General features: G+C 39.5%; 1 protein-coding gene. It reads left to right on the top strand.

The features are described from left to right. Positions 1-55: 55 nt before the first annotated feature. Positions 56-1,386, top strand: a protein-coding gene (locus tag HMPREF9389_RS11920) for an IS3 family transposase (protein WP_173361646.1) whose coding sequence is annotated in 2 segments (ribosomal slippage) — positions 56-506 and positions 506-1,386 — 1,332 coding nt annotated over the 2 segments. Because the reading frame shifts where the segments join, the coding sequence is not laid out codon by codon here. This gene is flagged as partial in the annotation.

Raw genomic sequence — 1,386 nt, 5'->3', positions numbered from 1 at the left:
TGAACTGCACCCCAAAAGTTAGACATAAAAATCTAACGATTGGGGTGCTATTTTTATGAAATTGAGTTATGAAGACAAGGTTCAAATCTATGAGCTCATAAAACAAGGTTTAAGCTTTAACCAGCTTTCAAAAAGATTTGGTGTGGATGTTTCTGGACTAAGGTACATGATTCGCCTGATTGACAGGTATGGGTTAGCCATTGTCCAAAAAGGGAAGAATAGTTATTATTCTCCAGAACTGAAGCAAGAGATAATAGATAAAGTTCTGATTGATGGGCAATCTCAGAAACAGACGTCCTTAGATTATGCCTTACCAAATTCTAGTATGATTTCAAGGTGGATTGCGCAATACAAGAAAAATGGCTATACTATTCTTGAGAAAAGAAGAGGGAGACCAATAAAGATGGGGCGTAAACCAAAGAAGACTTGGGAACAAATGACAGAGTTGGAACGACTCCAGAAAGAATTAGACTACCTTAGAGCGGAGAATGCGGTGCTAAAAAAGCTGAGAGAATACCGATTGAGGGACGAAGCAAAGCTCAAAGAGCAACAGAAATCATCCAAGAATTAATCGGTCAATTTTCTCTAGCGACTCTGCTGGAAATCCTTGATTTATCACGGTCAACCTATTACTATCAAGTCAAGCGACTAGCTGCTCAAGAAGATCAGGACATGGCCTTAAAGGAGCTCATTCAAGACATCTATGATGAACATCATGGCAATTATGGCTATCGTCGCATCCATCTGGAACTAAGAAATCGTGGTTTTATCGTCAATCACAAAAAAATACAACGTTTGATGAAGAGGTTAGGCTTAAAAGCCCGTATCCGCCGCAAACGCAAGTATTCATCATACAGAGGGGAAGTAGGTAAAAAGGCTGATAACCTCATCAACCGTCAGTTCAGTGCATCTAAACCTTATGAGAAGTGTTATACTGATGTGACAGAGTTTGCTTTAGCAGAAGGAAAACTCTACTTGTCCCCTGTGTTGGATGGTTACAACAGCGAGATTATTGACTTCACTGTGTCACGTTCACCAGATTTGAAACAAGTTCAGAGCATGCTTGAGAAAGCCTTTCCAGCTAAATCATATAGTGGAACAATCCTTCACAGTGACCAAGGCTGGCAATATCAGCACCAATCTTATCATCATTTTTTAGAGAACAAGGGCATTCGTCCATCCATGTCACGTAAAGGGAACAGTCCTGATAACGGAATGATGGAATCTTTCTTTGGGATACTTAAATCTGAGATGTTTTATGGTCTTGAGACATCATATCAGTCCCTGGATGAGCTTGAGCAAGCTATTGCGGATTATATTTTTTATTACAACAACAAACGAATTAAGACAAAACTAAAAGGACTTAGCCCTGTTCAATACAGAACT

This window comes from Streptococcus sanguinis SK355, assembly GCF_000212855.1.
Taxonomy (GTDB): domain Bacteria; phylum Bacillota; class Bacilli; order Lactobacillales; family Streptococcaceae; genus Streptococcus; species Streptococcus sanguinis_A.
The sequence above is the reverse complement of the archived record's forward strand: the minus strand, read 5'-3'. Positions and strand labels throughout refer to the sequence as shown.